This window comes from Natronorubrum sediminis, from assembly GCF_900108095.1.
GTDB classification, from domain to species: domain Archaea; phylum Halobacteriota; class Halobacteria; order Halobacteriales; family Natrialbaceae; genus Natronorubrum; species Natronorubrum sediminis.
Genome location: NZ_FNWL01000005.1, coordinates 16,641 through 35,736, shown reverse-complemented (window position 1 = coordinate 35,736; position 19,096 = coordinate 16,641). Strand labels below are relative to the sequence as shown.

Genomic DNA, 19,096 nt, shown 5'->3' with positions numbered 1-19,096 from the left:
CGATGACGACCAGTGTGTGCGTATTCGAGGGCGACGGTGCCGCGCCGGAGGCCGTCGCGCCGACGGTGGAGCTACTCGAGTCGCTAGTCCCGGAAATTCGGTTCGAGACGCCGTCGGTCGAACAGTTCGCCAATGTCCTTGATCGCGGAGACATCCCAGATCCGCTCCGAGAACGAATCGACGACGCCGACGCCGTCTTCTTCGGCGCGGCGTCTGACAGACACGTCCCGATTCTGCGATATCTCCGATACGAACTCGACGGCGGACTGCCAGCTAACGCCCGGCCGGTACGGTCGCTCGAGGGAGCGGCCTCGCCTCTCGAGCACACAGATGAGATCAACTACGTCGTCGTTAGACAGAACCTCGAGGGGCTCTACGCCGGAATCGAGGGGAATATCGCGGACCTCGATGGCCTCGTCCCGCCCGCGGACTCTCACGGTCTCGATCGTGATGTATCGATGACCGACGGCCGCTATGCACTCCGGCCGATCACGGCAGTACAGGTCCGATGGCTCGCACGTTTCGCTTGCGATCTGGCCGAACGGCGGAGCAACGAGGATACCGTGCCCCAATTGACCTGTGCGACGAAATCGAACGTTCTCCCCGAGACTGACGGCTTGTTCGAACGGACGGTCGAATCCGTTGCAGCCGACTCGTCGACCCAGTACGAACACGTTCATGCAGACGCCGTCGGCGAGTTGCTCGTGACCGATCCCGAGCGATTCGACGTGCTCGTCGCTCCGAACCTCGCCGGGGACTTGCTCTCCGACGTGGCAGCGGGTACCGTCGGCGGTCTCGGTCTCGCCCCGAGCGGTTGCTACGGGCCCGAAAGCGCGTACTTCGAACCGGTCCACGGGACGGCCCCCGACCTGCGGGGCGAGTCATCGATAAATCCGACAGCGACGCTCCTGTCAGCCGTGATGTTACTCGAGTATCTCGAGCGAGAATCGGCGGCGAAAGCCCTTCAAAATGCGATCGAACGCGTCTACCTCGAGGGTGTCGCGCTCACACCAGACCAGGGCGGATCGAGCACGACGGACGAACTGATCGCGGCGGTCGCGGCTCGCCTTTAAACACCGGTTCGACCAGCCGGCTCAGAGACGGTGGGCCAGATCGGCGGTGTCCGATTCGTTACGAAGATCGTCGAGTCGGTCGTAGGTTTCGACAGCCCGTTCGCGGTCGAACGCTCTCGTCGCACACATCAGGTATTTTTCGCGTAGTTCCTCGTTCGAGAGCGGGTTCTCGTGCGTGCCCGGAGGTTCCTCGAGTACGTTTTCGTACTCGTCTCCGTCGGCGGTCTCGATACTAACGGTCGTTCGATGAGAGCCGTACGGCAGATCGGAATCGACGGTTGCGGTGATACGCTCCCTAACCATCTGAACCACTTCGTCGTCGACGTTTTCGTCGTCGAACGCGGCGAGTCCGACTCGACCCCGGGCGATCATGTTGGCGAGCGTATACTGGATAGAGAACTTCCCCTCGAGTCCGGTGTCGGGATTCGCGTGGTGGAGCGCGTCGGCTGCGCCCTGCGAGAGGGTGACGCCGACTGATTCGATGGTAGTGGGTTCTATGTCGTGGGTAGCAGCGAGTTCTTCGGCGGACGCGATTCCCGAGTGTGTGAAGTAACAGCACGGATACTTTTTCACGCCGACGCCGTCGTCGACGATCGCCCACCGTTCTCCCAGGTCGTACCGTTCCTCGAGGTCGGGGCCATCGGGTCCGCTGTAGAGTTCGAAGAAGCCTTTCTGGCCGTCGATCGCGCGTTCGTCGCCGGTTGCACCGTTCGCGGCCGCCCGAGCCGCGGTCACCCCCGACCTGGCGGCAGCGCCGGCGTGTATCGGTTTCGTCGTTGTGCCGAAGTTTCGCTTGAGACCGGCGGGGAACGACGCGGCGACACACAGCGCGTGACGAATTTCTCGCTCGCTGAGGCCGAGCAGATTGGTCACCGCTGCTGTCGCGCCGAACGTGCCGAGGGTCGCCGTTGCGTGCCATCCTCTCTCATAGTGGTCCGGGTTGAGCGGCCCCGAGAGGTAACACTGCGTTTCAAATCCGGCAACGAAGGCCGTCAGTAACTCTTCACCCGTCGCGTCTTCGGACTCACCCACGGCGAGCAGCGCCGGTACCATCGTTACGCTCGGATGTCCCTGCATACCACTCGAGACATCGTCGAAGTCGAGTCCGTGTCCGGCCGTTCCGTTGACGAAGGCGGCGTCGGTCACCGACGCGGTCGCGTCGCGACCGACGAGTCGCACGCCGTCGTCGGACGACGTCTGATCGACCGCGGCCGCCGCAGTCGATCCCGCCTCGCCGACGGCGCCGGCGATCGTCACTCCGACCGTGTCTACGAAACACCGTTCCGCGAGCCGGACTCCTTCGTCGGGAATCGATTCGTACGAAAGCCCGGACACGAACGATGCCAATTCAGTTTCGGAAGACCGCTGGTCGACAGCTTGTTGACCCATGCTACCAACCAACAATGATCGAACTAATAGAATCACCGGCTCCGGCACTGCCGTCCGGTGGCGCGAGTGAACGCGTCGGAACGGGCGCCGTCGTCAGTTCACTGCGACGGTAAAAGGAGAACGAGCAGCGTCATCACGCCGGCGATTCCGGCCAACAGGACGAACCCCTCGTCGAAGTATCCGAAGTCGGCGAGCACTCCGAAGAGTGACGGACTGAGTGCGGCGATCAACATGTACGTGGTCCGCAGGACGCCGAGTCCCGTCCCCTGAATTTCCGTCGGGAGCAAATCGGTCAGGTAGGGCATCGTGACCGCGATGTTACCGAGCAGACTGCTCAACAGAACGGTGACCGCCACGAGGGCCCACAGCGACTCGACGACTGAGAGGGCCAGGAGTGCCGTAATCGCCAGACCGAAGATCACGGGGAGGGTTTGTCGAATTCCGAACCGATCGTATGCCGATCCAGCCAGCGGTTTGACGAAGACCCCGAGGGCAAAGTACAGGCTGAACAGCGCTGCCGCGACCGTTGACGACAGCTCCTTCTCTTCGATCAGGTACGTCGGGTAGAACCCCGTAAGCGTGAGTGAGATGCTGAATCCGAGGATCAGTATTAACGTCACGACAACGATCGACCGTCGCTGAAGTTCCGAAACGACGTGCCGGGCCATCTCGAGAGAGACCACCATTCCATCGCCGTCGCCGTCGGGGGTGTGCCGGGGAACGACGAACCAGAGGACCACGCTCACGAGTGCGAACAGCGGGACGACGAATCCGAGTCCAAGCTGCCAGACGAAGGTCGCCGCGACCGCACCGGCGATCACGGGTAGCACCGCGTTTCCGAGGTCGCCGGCCGCTAGCGTGACGCCGATGGCGGCACCGTTGTTTTCCGGGTACGTTTTCGAGATGATCGTGAACCGGGCAACGCCGTACAGTGCGGTACCGAGACCGAACAGCGCGGTCGCAACGAACACGACGAGCGCGGAACCCGCCGTGACGACCAAGACGAGCATGATTCCCGCAAGAAGCGTACTAACCGCGAGCGTGATCCGTTCACCGATTCGATCGGTAACGATACCTCCAGGAAATTGTCCGATCGCGTACGCGGCCCACAGAACGGTCAGCAGGAACCCAGCGACTGTGAGATCGAGTCCGTACGCGGTGCGAATGTGGGGTAATAACACCGGGTAGACCATTCGGACGCCGAGCGAGAGGAACCACCCGGCGGCAACGGCCAAAATGATTCGACTCCGGCCGTCGTTCAACGCGTGCTTCGCCCGCCGCGTGAGCGGATGGAGGCGGCGGGCAACGGACGATCGCATCTACCGTGGCTTATGTGTACACACACCATGAACCCTCTCGATGTGTTCGCCATTGCCGCTTTCGTCGTTGGTCCGTCGATCCCCAAGTAATGCTGTCTGCGGACGCTTAGATTTCGTTTCGGACGCCCAACTGTTTCCCACCGTCGACCTCGAGCACCGTTCCGGTGACGTAGGAACTCGTCTTGGAGATCAGGTAGGCGACTGCCGCGGCGTGGTCCTCGGGCGACGCCCATCGGTCCAACGGAATCTTCTCCGTGGTCGAGGCTCGCTCTTCGGGGGTCGTCCCAGACTCTGTCAGCGGCGTGAGCGTCGACCCCGGACAGACCGCGGTGACGCGAATCCCGTGTTCGCCGAGGTCCCACGCCATGTGTTTCGTCAGTCCGATCAACCCCCACTTCGACGCCGTGTAGTTCGCGCTACCGTGGTAGCTGATGCTTCGGCCGGCCATCGACGAGATGTTCACGATCGAGCCGCCGTCTCCGTCGATCATCCCGGGAACGACGGCACGAGAGCAGTTGAACGCACCCGTGAGATTGACGTCGATAACGCGCTGCCAGTCCTCGTGGGTCAGTTCCTCGAACGATCCACGAGAACCGATGCCGGCGTTGTTCACGAGAGCGTCGATTCCGCCGAATCGGTCGAGGGTCTGTACGACTAATCGCTCCACGTCCTCCGTCGACGCGACGTCGCAAGCGACTGATTCGACGGGTAAGCCGTCCTCGCGCAGTTCCGAGGCGGTTTCGTGAGCCGCTTCCTCGTCGATGTCTGCGACGACGATTTCGGCGCCCGCGTCGCCCAATTCGGCGGCGATGGCGCGACCGATTCCTCTCGCCCCACCGGTTACGATGACCGTCTGCTCGGTGAGGTCATCCATCATGGGTCTATATTCTCCAATTCCCAACCGACGAACGGTTCTTCGGTCTCGACCTCTAGCGCGTCCATCTGCCGACCGATGACGATGTACATCCCTGCGAGGAGGCCGATTCCGACGATTTTCGACTCGTTTACGCGTTCCGAGAGCACACCGAACGTCTCGTCGTCGACGCTCCCCGCGACGTACGCGTCGACGTACTCTACGAGGGCGCGCTCCGTTCCCTCGAACGATTCGTACCGCCGATCGCTGATCGCCAGGATTTCTTCGCGCGAGAGACCTTCGGCAAGTCCAATCCGAACGTGTTGGTGCCACTCGTAGGCAGACCCCAGCGCGTTCGCGGCGGTCAAGATTACGAGTTCCCGTTCGCGTGGATCCAACCCGAGTTCCTCTCGGAGCGTTCCACCGAACGCCCGAAACTGCTCGAGCGAATTCGGAACGTGGGCGAGCGTCCGGTAGACGTTTCGCTCCTCACTCGAGAGCAAGTGGCGATACTCCTCGGGGGTTTCCGCTCGAAACGACCGCAACAAGTCGCGTTTCTCCGCCGGGAGGTCGTCCCGATTCACGTATGGCACTCGAACCATATCCTCCGTTCTATCGGTTGTGTGATAAACTCTTTCATGGCCCCAGAACGGTCTTTACGTCTCGATTCCGGTGGTCCCCGGATACGAATAGAACGGCATCTTGCCAGTGCAGTCTACTCGGTCGACCACGGAACGACGTCACGGTCGAACTCCCAAGAAGAGGGATTGTCGCGTAACCACGAGACGTACGCGCCAATAGCTTCCGAGATAGTGTACTCGGGTCGCCAGCCGAAATCGCCGCGAATCCGCGTCGTATTGCTCGGCGGCAATCCGGATAATCGGTCTTCGTTTTCGACGGGTTCGAGTTCGAAGGTCGCATTGGGAACGTGCTCTCGAACGGCGTCGACGAAGTCCACGAGGGTTGTTCGTTCACCGCTACCGATGAGATACCGGTCGTTTGGGAGGTCGTCTGCGAGGGCCGCGTCGACGAACGCCCGGGCTTCGTCCTCGACGTAGACGATTTCGAACGGATTCGACCGGGCGGGGACCGGTATGCGTTCGCCAGCGACGGCCGCCTTGACGATACTGACGTCCTGAAGATTTCCGCGTCGTCTGCCAGGTCCGAGGCCGTGGACCGGTTCGATCGCCGTGAACTGTAGACCGCGCTGGTCCCGATACACCGACCCGATATCTTCGACGACCTGCTTCGTCAGTCCGTAAACGGAAGTCGGCCGTCGCGGGACAGTTTCGTCGAGTCGATCCACGTCGCTCGAGACGTCCCCGTAGACCGCGGCGCTCGAGGCCGCAATCACCCGATCGACTCCGAGGCCGTCCGCAGCCTCGAGGACGTTGAACGTCCCGTCGACGTTGACCGAGAACGCCGCCCTCGGACGCGCCTGCGACGCGTGACCGAGCAACCCCGCGAGATGAACGATTCGGTCGGGTTCGAACCGTGCGATCGCGTCGTAGACCTCCACTGGATCGGTGACGTCACCCGAGACGAACGACACCTCGTCCTCGATCGATTCGACTACCGGCGACGGCTCTGACACGTCGAAACTACTCACTACGTGGCCGTTAGCGACCAACTGCCCTATGACGTGTGCGCCGATGAATCCGTTCCCTCCGGTGACGAGTATTCGCATGGACGGCGATTCCTTGCGTGTTATTACCTAGCTTTCGGTCCGTCGACCAGCCGCGAGTTCTCGCTGTCGTCTCGAGTCAGCCACAGACGAAACAACGAAGCCGGTTGCGATCAATTTCAGCGCATGCGTCTCGGATACTCCATCAACTCGGCTGTGCCCGCCACCCGATCTGTCGATTCACACACGAACTGCCTCCTCGAGCGCGTCCGAACCGCCACCGACGCCGGATTCGAGTACGTTCAGGCCGGCGATCACCACGCCGTATCGGATCACGCGTACCTCCAGAACGTTCCGACGCTCGCTCGGCTCACAGCAGTCACCGATCACGTCGCGCCGCTTTTTCTGCTCCCACTCCATCACCCGCTGCATCTGGCAGAACGCTGTGGAACGCTGGCAACGTTCGCCGATCGGTTCGAACTGTGGTGTGCGCTGGGATACAATTCTGAGGCGTTCAGGGCACTCGACGTCCCGCTCGAGGAACGCGTCCCTCGGTTCGTCGAGACACTCGGCATCGTCCAGTCCCTATTGACGGAGGGTTTCGTCTCGGTCGACGGGGAGTACTATTCGTTGGACGACGTCTCGATTTCCCCTCACGCGGCTCCCGAGCGCGTTTGTATCGGCGCAAGTGCCGAGCCTGCGGTCCGCCGGGCCGGTCGACTCGGCGACGCGTGGGTAGCGCTTCCGACCGAGACGACCGACGAAATCGACTCGAAGCGCGAGTGGTTCGAGAGCGAGGGAGGGACGGAGGTCATCGCCAGACGAGATGCGTTGGTTCTCGAGGACGGCGAACGTGCGCGAAACGTTGCCGCTGATCTCTTGCAGTCTGGCTATCGCGGATGGGATGTCGAAGCGGAGTACCCGCTCGTCGGCGACGCCGAAACGGTCGCAGCCGACCTCGAGGCGCTCACTGAGGCTGGCGTTTCGGAGGTTGTCGTTCGCCCGATGAGCACCGACCACGCGGTGGAGACGCTCCGTCAGTGTGGTGTGGCACGCGATCTACTGTAGTACTCGAACACCAGAGACCGCTTTCGGTGACGCGAGGGCATCTATTCGATGGAGTAACAGTGTCTCGAGGCGCGCGGCACTCGTGGCAGTTGTCACAGCAGACGATTCGATACCCGTCGATCTCGGACGCATACGGTCTGGGCGGAGGTGTCCGCAGATCCGCGCCGAACTGGGGGTCGTCGTCGGGTGTGCGTCTCTCTCTCTCTCGAGATGAGCTATCGGCCAGTGACGAGGTGACGACGTACTCGGTGGCGACGAACGTCGCAATCGCTGCCTGTACGGGCGACGGCGGGGACCGTTTGAATTTTTCCGCGACCATTTCGACTGAGACGGTACGAATGATTGGTGTCGAGTCTATCTATTCAGAACATTTATAATGGATGTTGTGTATTGGCATACCATGGCAGGCAACAATAGGCGAAGCCGCCGTACTGTATTGAAATATGGTGGTGCAGCGGGCATGGTCGGCCTCGCTGGGTGCGCAGACGTTTTGGGTGGCGGAGGATCAGACGACGTCCGTGTGATCGTTCCATACTCAGAAGGCGGTGGGACGGACATTTACGCGAGACAGCTCGCACCGGTCATGGCTGAGGAACTCGACGTGAGCGTCGAGATCGACAACGTAGTCGGCTCGGGTACGATACAGGGAATGAACGAACTGTACCAGGCCGACACGGACGGTAGCACCGTCGGTGTGATCAACGGTCCGTCGATCCTGTACATCATGCGACCGGACCTCCTCGAGTTCGATTACCTGGACTTCGAATCGGCTGGTGCGTTCGCCAGGACGGTGTTCGTGATCTCCGCCCATCCCGACGACGACATCGACGATTACCAAGATCTGGTCGATCGCTATCAGGACGGGGAATTCACCGAGTTCGGCGGACTAACCATCGGCGAAGGACAGTGGTTGGTCGCGAACCTCATGCGGGACATACACGGACTCGAGTTCGAGTCCTACGTCGCGTATTCGAGTTCCGGTGAATTGGCTCAGGCGAACGCTTCAGAAGAAATTCCGTCCGGAAACCCGACGGAGACGACCCTGGAGGAGTTCATAGGCGACGAGCTTCTCGAGCCGGTCGTCGCGACCGCTTCCGACGGAAGCCCAACTTTGCCGGATGTCCCGACGTTCGAGGACGAAGGCTTCGATCCACTACCGTACGGTGACTTCAGCCGTGGGCTGTTGTTCCCACCCGACACGGACGAGGATATCCTCGAGGAGTGGGAGGCAGCCCTCGAGACGGCCGTCGAGTCTGAAGAGATACAGGATTGGTCCGACGATTCCGGTAACATGGTCGAATTCAACGACCGCGAGTGGTGGCAAGAAGAGTGGACCGAAGGACCGGAACGGATCGAGGCGGCGATCGAAGAAGAGGCTTCGGTGGAGGACTACAGAGACGAGGTCGAGGAAGACGAAGATTGAGCAACGTCACAACCGAATGGCCTTTCCGGCCATATATTCAATATGATTGATAAAATAAAGGGAAGCGATCGGATGAATAGTGTGACGGAGGAAACCGTAATGGTCGGCCTCATACTGCTGGTTTCCGGCTATATGTTGTACGAGGCTCAATCGTTCGGTGGTGCGTCTCAGCGCTTTCCGCAACTGGCCGCAGGAGCGACCGTACTCGGCACGGTACTCATACTAGCGCGCAATTTTATTCCTCCGTCCCTCGAAGAGAGGCTGTTCCCCGAAAAAGACGATAGCGGCGGAATGCTAGACGTAGACGATGTCGATTCTGAAACGAGCGCTCCAGTAGAGTCGAAGACTGGTAAATTTGGAATCCACGGAGGACTCTTCACCGGTGTTATAATGGTACTTTACGCGAGTCTCGGGTTACTTTTCGGCTTCCTACTGGTTACGCCGCTATTCATCGCCCTATACATGTACTGGTTCGATCATCCGTGGTATTCCGTCGTCGGGATGGCGATACTCGGTCTCATCATCACGTCGGTGTTCGTAGACATCTTCCGAATTCCGGTACACGAAGGACATCTTCTGATCTTGATCGGAGGCCTGTAATATGAGTACGATCTCCTCGCTCATGGAAGCGATCGTGATCGTGTTTAGCTTTCCGGAACTCCTCTGGGTTGTCATCGGTATCGCACTGGGGATTCTCCTCGGGGCCATCCCTGGTATCGGTGCAGCGATCGGTATGGCTATTTTGCTCCCGCTGAGTCTGCAGATGGACGGCGGTCTCGCTATCATCTTCTTCGTGAGCATGTATCTGGGCGGAATGTACGGTGGGAGTATCGCGGCAATTCTCATCAACACTCCCGGGACAGCGGCAGCAGCGGCAACGACCCTCGACGGCTATCCGTTGTCCAAGCAGGGCCTCGCAATTAACGCCCTATCGATCTCTGCAATTTCGTCGGCGATCGGCGGGCTAATCGCGATTATTATTCTCATCGCGATATCACCGTTCTTGACGAGTATTCTGTTGAGTTTTGGATCGCCAGAATACTTCATGGTAGCGGTACTCGGACTCGCGATGATTACGATAATTGCCCGCGGATCTATGATAAAGGGACTGACGATGGGTGCGTTCGGCCTCCTCGTTTCGAGCGTCGGAATATCTGAGGTCGGCGGTGCGATTCGATACGACATGGGCATCCTGTTGCTGTTCGACGGGATCGATTTCGTCGCCGTCTTGATCGGACTGTTCGCAATAACCGAGATGCTCAAACTTGCGGGCAGGGAGGGGCAAATATCGGAAGAGGACTCCGAAGTCTCTGGAAGCCGACGGGAGGGCGTAACCGGCGTACTGCGACGACCGGTAACCGTATTCAAGTCCTCGCTGATCGGTCTCGGTATCGGTGCAATACCCGGTGCAGGGTCGTCGGTCTCGAATTTCGTCGCGTACGGCGAAGCCATGCGTAACGACACGAATCCGGATTCCTTCGGAAACGGAAACGAACGCGGTGTGATTTCGGCGGAGTCGTCGAACAGTGCGACGGTAGCCGGGTCGCTAATTCCAACGTTGTCGTTCGGTATTCCCGGAAGCGGAACGACTGCGGTCCTTCTGGGCGCACTACTAATGCACGGTTTCCAGCCCGGTCCGAATCTATTCGCCCAGGAAGCCGTTACCACCTACAGCTTTTTCGTTGCACTCCTCATCGGAAACTTCATCATCGCTCTGATCGGTTTAGCGGTGATCGCGTACGCAGGATACGTGACGCAGATTGATACGGACTACATCATTCCGATCATCATTCCACTCGCTATCTTCGGTTCGTTCGCAATGCGAGACAATCCCATTGACATCGTTACCGTCGTTCTCTTCGGGATTCTTGGGTACTACATGGTGAAATACGACTACTCTATCATCGCACTGGTTCTCGGTGTCGTTCTCGGACCGATTGCGGAGACGAATCTGCACCGATCACTTCAAATATCAGACGGTTCGTATTTGATCTTCGTTCAGCGCCCGATCTCGCTGCTCATGGTCATCGTGACTATCGCGATCCTCTTCGGGCCGTTCGTGAAGGCGCAGTACCAACAGTACAAGGGAGCTGAACCTGCCTGAGGTCTATCTACTACGGTACCTACCAGTCTCACCTCTACGCGAATTTCCGTCCTGTACGTGCCGTTGGAGCCGTTCGGTTCAATCCCCATCGCGGCCGCGTTAGATATCGGGGAAACAGTGATGGCCTTGCGTGAGAATACCAGACTATGACAATTGTTGTAGCGGTAGATGAGTCGTCACACGCGAGTCGAGTCGTCGAGGAAGCGAATGCCCTCGCGAACGCGTTCGATGATTCACTTCACGTCGTTTACGTCCTGAGCCGGTCGGATTTCGTCGATATGGAAGAAACGAACGTTAGTGAGACCGGTGACGCGATGGATCTCGATCGCGTTCGAGAGATCGCAGCTTCGGTCGCGGAAGATGCGATTACGGACGCGAACGCCACCGCAGAGAGTGTCGGACTCGTCGGTGACGCATCCAGCGAAGTCACTCGGTACGCCGACGATATCGGTGCGCGGTACATTGTCGTCGGGGGGCGAAAGCGCTCACCGGTCGGTAAAGCGGTGTTCGGAAGCGTCACACAATCGATTCTCCTCAACAGCCGGCAACCGGTCGTGGCGATCAGAAAGGACTAGAATGAAGCGGAATATCGGCCCCGTACGGTCCCGTAAATTCACCGGCGCTAAATCTGTCCGTTCTCGAGGAGCGTGCGGTACGATCGATTTCACTCTCACTCCTCGAGGTGTGGGACGACCCCGTCACCGAGAAGGTCGATGAACTTCATCATCTGCTCGTGATCGACGCCGGGATTGTATAGCTTCAACACCATGTGATCGATACCTAGTCGGTCCTCGAACTCTTCGATTCGGTCGACGCACTCCTCGGGATCGCCGTAGATGAGTCGACCGTCGGCGAATTCCTCGAAGTCGCCGTTGACCGCTTCCTGCATCGCTGCCGGAATCGTTGCGTTCCGATCGCGATAGTTCTGGACCAGCCGATCGAAAAACTCCTGCAATCGTTCTCGAGCAACGTCGGGATCGTCGTCGATCCACGCGACGCGGAGTATCGGACGGTCGCGTTCCGACGGCTCGTCACCAGCCTCACGGACGAAGTCATCGAACTTCGAGTACATCGGTTCCAACTCTTCGATCGTGTCCAGCCACACCGGGAACCACGTCTCACCGAGAAACGCCGCGCGCTCGAGCGACTGCTCGACGCCGCCGCCAACCCAGACCGGTGGGTGCGGATCTTGAACCGGCTTTGGTGTCAACTCGAATTCCTCGAACGAGATGTACTCGCCATCGTAGCTCGCGACGTCGTCATCCCAGAGCGCGTTCATTGCTTTTAGATGATCTGTCATCCGTGCGCCTCGCTCGCCGAAGTCGTATCCGATATTCTCCATTTCTGACTCCCGCCAGCCGACGCCCACACCGAGGCGGAACCGTCCGTCCGAAATCTGATCGAGGAGGTTCACTTCGCCGGCTAACCGAACGGGATTCACCTGTGGGAGCAGCGTCACGCTGGTGCCCAGTTCGATCGACTCGGTACGCGTCGCCAACCCCGCCAACGCCAGGTGTGAGGAGGGCCAGATGATGTCCCAGCCGTGGTGTTCCGCGACCCAGGCTGAATCGAGGCCACGTTCCTCCGCGTAGGTCACTTCACGAAGTGCATTCTGAAAGTTGTCGCTCCCTTCGCTGCACCGAAATCCGAGCTTCATACCGTCGGTGTCTATGCCAGACATTATCAACCCCTCGAAAGAGAAGTTCGTCGAGACCTTCAACTCGGTTTTTCGCCCGAGGAGAACGTTTAATATCGCCCCTGTCAACCTATGACAGTATGGAGTTCGGGTACACCCTCGTCTCACAGTACAAACCGAATCGAGAGATAAGCGGGATCGCAAACGAATTGGCAAATCAGGTGGAACTCGCGAACGAGGTTGGTTTCGACATGGTTGGCGTGTCGGAACACCATGTGACGGACGATCAGTACCTGAACAACGAAGCGTTGCTTCCCTACCTCTCGAACTATATCGGAGAGATGGATATCGGTACCGGGATCTGTCTCTTACCGTACCACCATCCGGTTCGTATCGCAGAGTGGGGTGCGACAGTCGACGTCCTGACCGGTGGCAATTTCACGCTCGGGGTGGGTCAAGGATATCGAGACGAGGAGTTCGAGGCGTTCGGAATCGACAAAGCGGACGCACTCGGTCGGTTCGTCGAAGGCGTACAGATAATAAAGAAGCTCTGGACGGAAGACGTGGTCAGTTACGACGGCCGTCACTACCAACTCGAGGACGTGTCGATCAATCCGAAGCCAGTTCAGGATCCGCGTCCGCCGATACTCATCGGTGCGAGTAATATCTCGAGCGTCGAGCGAGCGGCACGGATCGCCGACGGCTGGCTCGGGGCTCACGTTCCGCTCGATCTCATAGATGAGTACGCGTCGACGTTCCGCGAGGAACGGGCATCGACCGAACACGGCGACGGATACGTCTCGGTTGGCCGCGAAGCCTTCCTCGCCGAAACGACGGAAGAAGCGGAAGCGATCGTCCGAGAGAAACTTATGCGAAAATACGAACGATATATCGATTGGGGCCAAGACGAGGTGTTCGAGTCGGACGACTTCAGATCGGAGTGGGAACGGTTGAAAACGGATCGGTTCCTGGTTGGCAGCCCCGAGGACGTAATTCAGGAGATCGAGCGATATCGGGAGGTCGTCGATCCGGATCGTCTCGGTGTCAGAATGCAGTATCAGGGACTCGATTTCGACGATGTCCGCTCGTCGATCGAACTGTTCGGTAACGAAGTCATTCCGGCGATCGAGTCCTGATAGCCGCTGCTGTCCGCGGTGTGTCCTGTGTCGTCGTTCTGGACGGCGACCTCGATCCCGGAAATGTAATCTCGATGATGACAATCTATTTCTCCCCGCTAGGTGATATCCGAGAGGAGGACAATGAGTGGCACACTTCACGCAGAGGCCGACAGTGGAATCTGTACGTTGACGATCGAAAATACCGGAAAGCGAAACGCACTCTCGCCCTCGATCTTACGGGCGATCGAGGAGGAGGTAACGACGGCTGAACGGCGAGACGATACTCGCGCTCTCGTGATTACCGGTAGCGGCGACCGCGCGTTCAGTTCCGGTTACGACATTTCGGAGTTCGAAGCAGCGGACGGCGACGAGGGTGGAAGAGCGTTCGAGGACGCCGTGACGAGCATTTACGAATTTCCGTATCCGACGATCGCGATGATCAACGGCGACACGTACGGCGGTGCGATGGAACTGATCGCCGTCTGTGACCTTCGGATTGCCGTCGAAGACGCGTCGTTCGCAGTCACCCCTGCGAAGCTCGGTCTCGTATACGGTGACCGCGGGATCAATCAACTCATGCACCACATCGGTCCGGCAAACGTCCAAGAACTTCTGTTCACCGCGAAATCGATCGACGCGGATCGAGCTGGTGAGATCGGGCTGTTGAATCACGTCGTCGACGCATCGAATCTCGAGGATAGAACGTACGAAATCGCCTCGGAAATCAGCACCAACGCACCCAAATCGCTTCGCGGAATGAAGCAGGTCGTCCGAGCCTTGCTTAACAAGCGATCGTTGAACGAGACGGAGAAGCAATTCGTTCAACGGCTACGAGACGACACTCGAGAGAGCGAGGATCATCGCGAAGGCGTTCGCGCGTTCTCCGAAGGTCGGAAACCGACGTTCAACGACGAGTGAGGGCGAAGCGAGGTGGACGAACGTTCGGGGCTATTGTGGCAAAACCGTCGAGTAACCGGTTACTCCGGTTCGATGATCCCGATGCTCTCACGCGTTCGAACGTCGATTCCGTACGAGTCCGATAGCGTGGACAGCCGACTGAGAATCTCGCTCGCGACCTGACCGGTCGCGAGCGACGGGATACCGTGTTCTGAGACGTTTCGGCCGATCCCCAGTTCGATCGGGTAGAGGCGAATTTCGCGGACGGTACCGCGTTCGAAGGTACAGACCGGAACGAACCCCTGCTTCTCGACTGTATCGGTTACAGGGCTTCCGAGTGCTTCCTGAACGTCGATGGGAGAACCGTCTGGATCGAGACCGATCGCCTCGTAGCTTTCGGCAGGGAAAAACGGAACCGTGTGGTACTGCAGTGCGAAGTTACCGAGACTGTAGAAAATCGGAGCACCGTTGTACAGTTCGATTCCGCGCACCCGGTGTGGGCCGTGACAGACGAACGCGTCGGCTCCCGCGTCGACACACCCTCGAGCGATCGTCTCGACGGCGGGTGGCACCGATTCGTGATTGTACCGCCCGTTCTCAGCTTCGTGACTGTGGAGGCTCACGATCACCGCGTCCGCGTTTCGGTTCGCGGTTTCAATCTCGCCCCGAATCTCCGTGAGGTCATCGGGATGGGGATCGTAACGGACTCGATTTTCTTCCCCTCGCTCGAACTGGAGGACTTCACCGGCGGGTCCACCGTCCACGTTCAGGAAAGAAACGGTGTCTGGGTCGTCGGGGTCACCGACGTATCCACCCCGATCGCGAATCGAGTCGTCCATTCCCAGCGCCTCGCGTAGCTCCTCGAGCGCCGCTACGTGTTCGTCAGTGATCGAATACCGGGGTCGTAATCGGAGGGGCGCGACGCCGGGACGACCGGGGGCGTCTTTGCGTTGAGCGGCCGCTTCGGTGCCAGGGACGTACGTCGTCGTCGCAGCGACCAGTGCGATTCGACCCGACGACGTCTCGAGATACGCTGGCGCACGTGCTGTCGCTAAATTTCGCCCGATACCCGCGTGCGGGAGGGCGCGTCGCTCCAGTGCGTCGATCGTCGCTGTCATCCCCGACTGTCCGTAATCACCGACGTGGTTGTTCGCGACCGCGAAGAGGTCGAAGCCCGTCGAGACGAGTTCGTCGACGGCCCACGGCGGGGATCGGAAGTGTGTCAACGGTCCCGGGATTGGCGTAGACTCGTCGTCGTGAAGGGGTCCTTCGAGGTTAACTACCGATGCGTCGGCGTCAGCGACGACGCGCTGGAGTTCTTGAAAGCCGTCGTCATCCAGTTGTGTCAGTCGCTGAGTTACCATCGCGTCACCGCCAGCAGCGATCGTGAGTGCTTTGTCGGTTTCTGACATAGTCTCGTATCTTCACCGGTTGTCATAATGGTTGTGAGTAACTATCACATTCGATCTTCTCCTCACCGAACACGACCGCCGCGGCCGAGGGAGGATTTAAGATATTTCGCACCGATTACCTTTCGAATGCCTTCGATAGCTCGATCGACGCTGTTCACGCCGGGTGACGAGCCCGAAATGATGCGCAAGGCCGTCGATACCGAGGCGGACGCGGTGACGCTCGATCTGGAAGACTCTGTGGCCCCTGCGTCGAAACCGACGGCCCGCGAGGAGGTGTGCCGATTCCTCGACAGCGCGGCTCGCGAGGGATCTCCCCGACTCGGGGTCCGGATGAACCCACTCAGCGCAGGCGGGTCGGACGATCTGAACGCGATCATCGGCGGACCCCGTGATCCCGCGTATCTCGTCGTACCGATGGTCGACCGAGCGAGCGACGTCCGTGCAGTAACGGCCGAACTCGACGATCGTGGCTCGTCGGTATCGGTTCGGGCATCGATCGAGACTGCTCGAGGCGTGTTGAACGCACCCGAAATCGCGTCGAGTCCGGGCGTCTCAGGCCTCGGCTTCGGCGGCGAAGATCTGTCAGCAGCCGTCGGTGCGACGGTCACCGTCGGCGATGAACTCCAGTATGCACGACAGCGAATCGTGATGGCCGCAGCGGCCGCTGGAATCACCACCACAGATACCGTTTATATCGACATCGAAGACCCCGAGGGCCTCCGAGAAACTGCGCTCACGGCAAAAAGACTGGGGTACGACGGGAAGAGTGCGATCCACCCAGCACAGACGTCCGTAATCAACGACGTATTCACGCCCACTCGAGCGGAACTCGAGGCTGCCGAACGGATCGTTGAGGCGTTCGAGGAGTCCGAGGGCGGCGTCGTCCGAGTCGACGGTCAAATGATCGACCGTCCCGTCTACGAGCAGGCCCGTCGAACGCTCGACCGAGGTCCGAACTCAAATGACTCGGAGTGACATCTGGCGATGTCGTTCAGTCCGAATTACTTCGGAACCGCTCAGCCCGTTCGGACGAGGATATCGACGATCGAAATACCGTCTTCGTCCACCAAGATTGGATTGAGATCGAGTTCGGCGATATCCTCGTTTGCAGCGAGTCGTCCAAGATTGACCACCGCCGATGCCAACGAGTCGATGTCCGCCTCAGGGCCGTCTCGGTACCCATCGAGGAGGTCGTCGAGTGCCGTCTCTCGGATTGCTCGCTCGGCCTCGTCGCGTGTTAACGGCGGAACCCGAACAACACCATCGTGAAGTTCGACGTCACGGCCACCCGGTGCGACCGTTACGAGCGGGCCGAACGTCGGATCGTCGGTGATGCCTGCTAGCGCTTCGACACCGTCGGGTCGATACGGCTGGACGAGAACGCCGTCGATCGTCGCGTCCGGGTCGAACGATCGCGCGTTATCGAGGATCCGCTCGTAAGCTGCTCGGACCTCGTTTGGCGACTCGAGGTCGATTCGAACAGCGTCCGCTTCAGTCCGGTGTGGGATCCCTGGCGAGTCCACCTTTAGTACGACCGGATAGCCGTGTTCGTCGGCGATTTCGACGGCCTCGTCCGGATCGTGTGCGAGCCCTGACGGAACCGTGTCGAGGTCGTAGCTCTCGAGGAGGGATTCGGCTTCCGTCCACGAGAGCACGCGGTCCGATTCGAACTCGAACGCCGACCGGTCGCCGTCCTCGAGGTCAGTTCTTGCGGATTCCGTGGTGAGTCGCTCGCGGGCGTCGCCGAACCGGACCAGCGAGGCGATCGCATCCATACATGCGCCAGGATCGTAGTATACTGGCACCGTCTCGCGGAGTCGTTCGTAGGGCTGTGGATCTGGGCGATCGAGCGGTTCCTTCCTCCCGGTCCAGAGAACAAATATTGGTGCCTCGACACGCTCAGCGATCGTTTCGATCTGTTCGACAATGCGCTCCGCTCGTTCGTCGACAGCCGAGAGTCCGATCGCGAACACGTAGACGTCGTACCCGTCATCGTCGAAGAGGACATCCGCGATCTCGGTGAGGATTTCCGCGCCGTAGCCCCGAATGTCGATCGGATTGTGCAGTTCGTCGAACGTGAGCAACTCGTCCATCTCGAGCAACGCCTGCTCCGTCTCAGCCTCGAGTGAAGGGACCTCGATTCCCCGCGTCGCCGCCATGTCTGCAAGCAGGCTCCCGAGCCCGCCACTCGTCGATGCGATACAGACGCCATCAGTCTCGGGCGGATCGAACGCAGCGTGCGCTCGAGCGCGAGAGAGCATTTCGGAGACATCGTGGACACGCTCCACCCCGACTTGCTCGAAGGCTGCGTCCCACGCATCGTCGTCACCGGTTACCGATCCCGTGTGCGAGAGCGCTGCGGCCGCGGCCGAGTCCGATTTGCCGACTTTGATCGCGATAACGGCCGTCCCGGATCGAACGGCGTTTTCCGCGGCGACCATGAAGTCCCTCGGTTCCTCGAGTCCTTCGATATAGGCACAGATGGCGTCGACGTGATCCTGTCCAGCGAGGTACGTCACGTACTCTGAGAGCGTGAGATCTGCTTCGTTGCCCGTCGCTACGACGTACCCGAAATCGATGCGCTCGTCCGCCGCCCGTTCGAAGAACGTCGTAAACGCGAGGGCACCGGACTGAGAGACGAGGCCGAGCGGCCCCGGTTGCGGCGGCCGAGAGGACGTACTCGTCGCGACGGTTCCGTGGTGCCCGCTCGCAACGCCGAGCGTATTCGGCCCACAGACTCGGATTCCGGTCTCCGACGCGACATCGGCGAGTGCTTTTTCGAGATCTCGACCGGTCTCGTCGGCTTCAGCAAACCCCGCCGTGATCACGAGTGCTATCGGTACACCCCGCTCGCCGGCCGAGCGGATGGTTTTGACGACGTACTGGCGAGGGACGCTGACGATCACAAGATCAACAGTAGTCGGCACGTCGTCGATCGAATCATAACAGGTTCGTCCCCAGGCCCGTTCTCTGTTCGGGTTTACGAGGTACAGCTCGCCCGCAAAGCCGTACTCCAGAAGGTTTTCGATGAGGGTTCCCGAATACGTCGCGTCTGGACTCGCGCCCACGACGGCGACCGACTCGGGACCGAACAATCGATCTATTGGTGTCCCGTTCACAACTCTCTATCATCGTGCGGGTACATATCATTTGAGGCGATTTTGTGGAAGACATCAGGCC

General features: G+C 59.7%; 17 protein-coding genes. 9 read left to right on the top strand and 8 right to left on the bottom strand.

Annotated elements, in window-relative coordinates; translation table 11 throughout:
* The first annotated feature begins 2 nt into the window (after positions 1–2).
* On the top strand, positions 3–1,073 hold the full coding sequence (locus BLW62_RS16555) for an isocitrate/isopropylmalate family dehydrogenase (RefSeq protein ID WP_090508151.1): 1,071 nt from the start codon (positions 3–5) through the stop codon (positions 1,071–1,073).
* A 21-nt stretch (positions 1,074–1,094) separates the two neighbouring features.
* On the opposite strand, the gene BLW62_RS16550 is transcribed toward BLW62_RS16555, so the two are convergent.
* From BLW62_RS16550 to BLW62_RS16530, 5 genes are all read right to left on the bottom strand, one after another.
* Positions 1,095–2,462: an MmgE/PrpD family protein gene (locus BLW62_RS16550; RefSeq protein ID WP_090508150.1), complete on the bottom strand. Its 1,368-nt coding sequence runs from the start codon at positions 2,460–2,462 to the stop codon at positions 1,095–1,097.
* Positions 2,463–2,560: 98 nt separating this feature from the next.
* On the bottom strand, positions 2,561–3,781 hold the full coding sequence (locus tag BLW62_RS16545) for an MFS transporter (RefSeq protein ID WP_090508149.1): 1,221 nt from the start codon (positions 3,779–3,781) through the stop codon (positions 2,561–2,563).
* A 106-nt stretch (positions 3,782–3,887) separates the two neighbouring features.
* Positions 3,888–4,658, bottom strand: a complete 771-nt coding sequence (locus BLW62_RS16540) for an SDR family NAD(P)-dependent oxidoreductase (RefSeq protein ID WP_090508148.1) — start codon at positions 4,656–4,658, stop codon at positions 3,888–3,890.
* Positions 4,655–5,236, bottom strand: a complete 582-nt coding sequence (locus BLW62_RS16535) for a carboxymuconolactone decarboxylase family protein (protein WP_090508147.1) — start codon at positions 5,234–5,236, stop codon at positions 4,655–4,657. Before BLW62_RS16535 ends, BLW62_RS16540 begins: the two co-directional genes overlap by 4 nt.
* Positions 5,237–5,349: 113 nt before the next feature.
* Positions 5,350–6,321, bottom strand: a complete 972-nt coding sequence (locus tag BLW62_RS16530; RefSeq protein WP_090508146.1) for an NAD-dependent epimerase/dehydratase family protein — start codon at positions 6,319–6,321, stop codon at positions 5,350–5,352.
* A gap of 123 nt (positions 6,322–6,444) precedes the next feature.
* On the opposite strand from BLW62_RS16530, the gene BLW62_RS16525 reads away from it, so the two are divergent.
* The 5 genes from BLW62_RS16525 (at position 6,445) to BLW62_RS16505 (ending at position 11,428) form a co-directional block, all read left to right on the top strand.
* Entirely contained in the window at positions 6,445–7,326 is an 882-nt protein-coding gene (locus tag BLW62_RS16525) for an LLM class flavin-dependent oxidoreductase (protein ID WP_090508145.1), read from the top strand.
* 376 nt (positions 7,327–7,702) lie between these two features.
* Entirely contained in the window at positions 7,703–8,749 is a 1,047-nt protein-coding gene (locus BLW62_RS16520) for a tripartite tricarboxylate transporter substrate-binding protein (RefSeq protein ID WP_090508144.1), read from the top strand.
* An 81-nt stretch (positions 8,750–8,830) separates the two neighbouring features.
* On the top strand, positions 8,831–9,349 hold the full coding sequence (locus BLW62_RS16515) for a tripartite tricarboxylate transporter TctB family protein (RefSeq protein WP_175459781.1): 519 nt from the start codon (positions 8,831–8,833) through the stop codon (positions 9,347–9,349).
* A gap of 1 nt (position 9,350) precedes the next feature.
* Positions 9,351–10,853, top strand: a complete 1,503-nt coding sequence (locus tag BLW62_RS16510) for a tripartite tricarboxylate transporter permease (RefSeq protein WP_090508142.1) — start codon at positions 9,351–9,353, stop codon at positions 10,851–10,853.
* A gap of 146 nt (positions 10,854–10,999) precedes the next feature.
* Positions 11,000–11,428 (top strand): universal stress protein, encoded by a 429-nt coding sequence (locus BLW62_RS16505; RefSeq protein ID WP_090508141.1) that lies wholly within the window; start codon positions 11,000–11,002, stop codon positions 11,426–11,428.
* Between the two features lie 95 nt (positions 11,429–11,523).
* Here the strand turns inward: BLW62_RS16505 and BLW62_RS16500 are convergent, their stop codons facing one another.
* Positions 11,524–12,534 (bottom strand): LLM class flavin-dependent oxidoreductase, encoded by a 1,011-nt coding sequence (locus BLW62_RS16500; protein WP_090508140.1) that lies wholly within the window; start codon positions 12,532–12,534, stop codon positions 11,524–11,526.
* Positions 12,535–12,629: 95 nt separating this feature from the next.
* On the opposite strand from BLW62_RS16500, the gene BLW62_RS16495 reads away from it, so the two are divergent.
* On the top strand, positions 12,630–13,625 hold the full coding sequence (locus BLW62_RS16495) for an LLM class flavin-dependent oxidoreductase (RefSeq protein WP_090508139.1): 996 nt from the start codon (positions 12,630–12,632) through the stop codon (positions 13,623–13,625).
* 123 nt (positions 13,626–13,748) lie between these two features.
* Positions 13,749–14,525 carry an enoyl-CoA hydratase/isomerase family protein gene (locus BLW62_RS16490; RefSeq protein ID WP_090508138.1) on the top strand — a complete coding sequence of 259 codons (777 nt, stop codon included), beginning with the start codon at positions 13,749–13,751 and terminating at the stop codon, positions 14,523–14,525.
* Positions 14,526–14,584: 59 nt separating this feature from the next.
* Here BLW62_RS16490 and BLW62_RS16485 read toward each other — a convergent pair whose 3' ends face one another.
* The gene (locus BLW62_RS16485; protein WP_090508137.1) at positions 14,585–15,916 is read right to left on the bottom strand and encodes a CapA family protein; all 1,332 of its coding nucleotides are present in this window, start codon (positions 15,914–15,916) and stop codon (positions 14,585–14,587) included.
* Positions 15,917–16,042: 126 nt separating this feature from the next.
* Between BLW62_RS16485 and BLW62_RS16480 the strand changes: the two genes are divergently transcribed.
* Entirely contained in the window at positions 16,043–16,891 is an 849-nt protein-coding gene (locus tag BLW62_RS16480) for an HpcH/HpaI aldolase/citrate lyase family protein (RefSeq protein WP_090508136.1), read from the top strand.
* Positions 16,892–16,932: 41 nt separating this feature from the next.
* Here BLW62_RS16480 and BLW62_RS16475 read toward each other — a convergent pair whose 3' ends face one another.
* Complete coding sequence (locus BLW62_RS16475; RefSeq protein WP_090508135.1) at positions 16,933–19,035, bottom strand: acetate--CoA ligase family protein; 2,103 nt, start codon at positions 19,033–19,035, stop codon at positions 16,933–16,935.
* Positions 19,036–19,096: the final 61 nt, after the last annotated feature.